Source organism: Mesorhizobium sp. M1E.F.Ca.ET.041.01.1.1 (assembly GCF_003997355.1).
Classification (GTDB): Bacteria; Pseudomonadota; Alphaproteobacteria; order Rhizobiales; family Rhizobiaceae; genus Mesorhizobium.
In genome coordinates this window covers 1-3,393 of record NZ_RZSL01000615.1, presented here as the reverse complement: position 1 = coordinate 3,393, position 3,393 = coordinate 1, and the positions used below count along the sequence as shown (strand labels likewise).

At 63.7% G+C, this 3,393-nt stretch carries 4 protein-coding genes; 3 read left to right on the top strand and 1 reads right to left on the bottom strand.

The window, feature by feature from the left end; genetic code table 11:
- On the bottom strand, positions 1-891 hold an 891-nt coding region (locus tag EOA38_RS31315), incomplete at its 3' end, for an FAD-dependent monooxygenase (protein WP_127301039.1).
- Between the two features lie 103 nt (positions 892-994).
- Here EOA38_RS31315 and EOA38_RS31310 point away from each other — a divergent pair.
- The 3 genes from EOA38_RS31310 to pcsA are packed head-to-tail and all read left to right on the top strand — an operon-like array spanning position 995 to position 3,323.
- Positions 995-1,882: a DUF2182 domain-containing protein gene (locus tag EOA38_RS31310; protein ID WP_127301038.1), complete on the top strand. Its 888-nt coding sequence runs from the start codon at positions 995-997 to the stop codon at positions 1,880-1,882.
- An 11-nt stretch (positions 1,883-1,893) separates the two neighbouring features.
- On the top strand, positions 1,894-2,508 hold the full coding sequence (locus EOA38_RS31305) for a DUF1326 domain-containing protein (protein WP_126093957.1): 615 nt from the start codon (positions 1,894-1,896) through the stop codon (positions 2,506-2,508).
- Positions 2,481-3,323: a phosphatidylcholine synthase gene (gene pcsA / locus EOA38_RS31300; protein ID WP_127301037.1), complete on the top strand. Its 843-nt coding sequence runs from the start codon at positions 2,481-2,483 to the stop codon at positions 3,321-3,323. Before EOA38_RS31305 ends, pcsA begins: the two co-directional genes overlap by 28 nt.
- The last annotated feature ends 70 nt before the right edge of the window (positions 3,324-3,393 follow it).

The following is a 3,393-nucleotide window of genomic DNA, read 5'->3' as shown; positions in this document are numbered from 1 at the left end:
GTCTATCCGCTGTCGGCAGCCTCGCCCGGCCGCTTCGCCGACCAGCGCCACGCGGTTTTGCGCGAAGCGGCCGGGCGAGGCTGCCGACAGCGGATAGACCTGGCGGCCGGGCTCGACCGAGACCCGGCCGAGCATCGACTGCATCTGCTCCTCGACGCGGATGGACAGCGCGGCATCGTCGAGTGCTGCGAGTTCCTTCGCTGTTTCCGGCTTCACCACCCAGACGAGGCTGGAGCGTTTGCCCGGCAGCGGCACCTGCGTGAACGGTCCGGTCTCGGTGTGGAATTCGGTGGAGATGAAGCCGTGTTCGCTGCGATGGCTGAAATTGAGGACGAGCGCTGACTGGGGGTAGGGCCGCGCGGAGGCTTTTATGCCGGCCGCCTCCCGTGCCGGCGACAGGCGCCCGTCTGCCGCGACTGCCAGCGACGCGGAGACCTCGCTGCCATCGGCGAGGCTCGCATGGGCCTGGTCGGCGTCGAGCCGCCATGTCTCCACCATCGACTTTCGCCACTCGATGCCTGGATGGGCGGCAACCGCCTTGGCGAGCACCGAGATCAGGATATTGTTCGGCAAATTGAGCCCGAACTGCTCCTCGCCGATCTCGCTGGCGCGAAAGGTCACCGTCGGGCTGCGGATCAGCCGGCGCGTCGCGTCGACGATGCGCATCACCTTGAGCGGCGCCGCCTGCGGCGTGAGCTCGGCAAGCACGCCCAGCCGGTCGAGAACCTTCAGCGAAGGGTTCATGAGGGCGGTGGTGCGGGCGTCGCTGCTGGTGACGTCGGGGCCCGCCAGCGTCACGGCAAAGCCTGCCTCGGCAAAGCCGAGCGCTGCGATCAGGCCGGCCGGGCCGCTGCCGGCAACCAATATGCGGGCTTTGTCGTTCTGCTCCACGCCAGGCTTCCATGGGTGATGGGCGGCCCCGTCGGACCTATATGCGGATATAGGGCAGATCGGCAGGGTTGATCAACGCGGCGATTCGGCCCATTCGATTGCCATGACCGGCCAGGAGCACGATTTCAGTCATCTAGACCGCGCCGGCCGCGCCACGGCGGGACTTGCGCGCAGCCCGCGCCTTGCGGTGACGATCACCATCAGCGCGGGCATTGTGCTTGCCTGGTTCATCCTCGCTGCCATGGCAGTCCGCGGCGCCGAAAGCCGCTTTGCCGGCGCTCCGGGCGATGCGCTGCTGAAAGACCTGCCGCGATTGCCGTTGCCGGGTTTTCTCGACCGCTTTTTCGCTTTGTGCCTGACGCCGGCTCCGCTTGCAGGCGCCGCGGGCGCGCAGGCGGCGCTCGTCCTGATGTGGTTCCTGATGGCTGTGGCGGCGATGCTGCCTTCGGCGGCGCCGATGATCCGAACCTATTGCGAGATTGCGGATACGGCCCGAACCAAGAGGGAGCCGGTGGTCCATCCGCTGGTTCTGGTGGTGGGATACCTCGCGACCTGGCTTGCCGCCTCGGTGGTGTTCGCAGCGCTGACGCTTACGATCTATGCTTTTGCCGCCTCGGGGCAGGTGCTCGATCCTGTCGCCGGGCTTGCCGGGGCAGCCGCCCTGACGATTGCCGGCCTCTATCAATTCAGCGGTCTGAAGCAGGCCTGCCTGAAGAAATGCCGGAACCCGTTCTCGATCCTGTTCGCCAACTGGAGCGCGAAACCCGGGCGCATCTTTCGCCTGGGGATGGAGCAGGGCGTCTGGTGCCTCGGCTGCTGCTGGGCGCTGATGCTGGTGATGTTCGCCGTCGGCGCGATGAACATCTTCTGGATGGCGCTGATCGGCCTGTTCACCCTGATCGAAAAACAGACCACCGGCAGGGTGGCAAGCCAGGTGGCCGGTGCGATACTGCTTGTGTGGGCTGCCGCCCTGCTATTAGTTTCGGCGTGAGGGAGAACTCGATGACGGACCAAAGCTGGGCGATGAAGGGAGAGCTGGTACTCTCCTGCAATTGCACGGTTTTTTGCCCCTGCGTTTTGTCGCTCGGCAGCCATCCGCCGACCGAGGGCTATTGCCAGACCTGGGCTGGTTTCCGCATCGATGCCGGCCATTTCGGCGAGGTCGACCTCTCCGGTCTCAATCTCGGCTTGGTCATGGAAATCCCCGGCTATATGAGTCGCGGCAACTGGACCGCAGGCCTGTTCATCGACAAGCGCGCCTCGGTCTATGCGGTGAAGGCCCTGACAAAAATCTTCACCGGCAAGGCCGGCGGGACCACATCGCTGCTGTCGATCCTGGTCGGCAAATTTCTCGGCATCGAGCAGGTGCCGATCACTTACGAGACGCGCGACAAGACGCGCGTCTTCCAGATACCGAGGATTATCGACGGCGCGGTGACGCCTATCCCCGGCAAGGACCGCGAGAAGGATACCGTGATCACGAATTCCGAATACTGGATCGCGCCGGAAATCATCGTGGCGAAGTCCGACAAGAGCAAGATGCGCGCCTTTGGCCGCAACTGGAATTTCGCCGGCCGTTCGGCCGAGATATGCAAGCTGGACTGGCGGGGACCGTGAGCAAGAACACAGCGGCCAGGAAAGCGGCCAAGAAGATCGCGGAGCGGATTCCGCGGCCCAAGAAGAAAGTGACGTGGCCGCAGGCACGCGCTTTTTCCGTACATTTGCTGACCGCGTCCGGTTCGTTCCTGGCTTTCCTATCGCTGGTCGCGGCGAGCGAAGAGCGCTGGACCGCGATGTTCTGGTGGCTGGGGCTGGCCCTCTTCGTCGACGGCATAGACGGTCCGATCGCCAGGAAGCTCGAAGTCAAGGAGATCCTGCCGACCTGGTCGGGGGAGATGCTCGACAACATCATCGACTACGTGACCTATGTGCTCATCCCGGCCTTCGCGCTCTACCAGCGCGGCTTCATGGGCGAGAACCTGTCCTTCCTGTCGGCGGCAATCATCGTGGTGTCGAGCGCGATCTACTACGCAGACACCGGCATGAAGACGAAGGAAAACTTCTTCAAGGGATTCCCGGTGGTCTGGAACATGGTGGTGTTCACGCTCTTCGTCATCGAACCGGGACCGTGGGTTTCCTTCGCCGTGGTCGTGGTCGCCGGCATCCTCACCTTCCTGCCGATCAACTTCATCCACCCGGTGCGGGTGGTGAGGCTCAGGCCGGCCAATCTCGGCATTACCCTTTTGTGGTGCGCCTTCGGCGCGCTTGCGCTGGCGCAGGCCGCACTCGCCAGCTTCTACAACCAGATCGGCGTCCTGGGTGAGCAGGTCAGCGACTTCACCAAGATCGGCATCACCATCACCGGGCTCTATCTCGCCTGCATCGGGGGAGTCATGCAGTTGTTCCCCAATCTTGGCGCCAAGAAGCCCTGACCTAACTTTTTTGTTGGAGCATGATCTTTTCCGAAAACCGGTTCCCACCTTTCGAGATCATGCTCTGGAT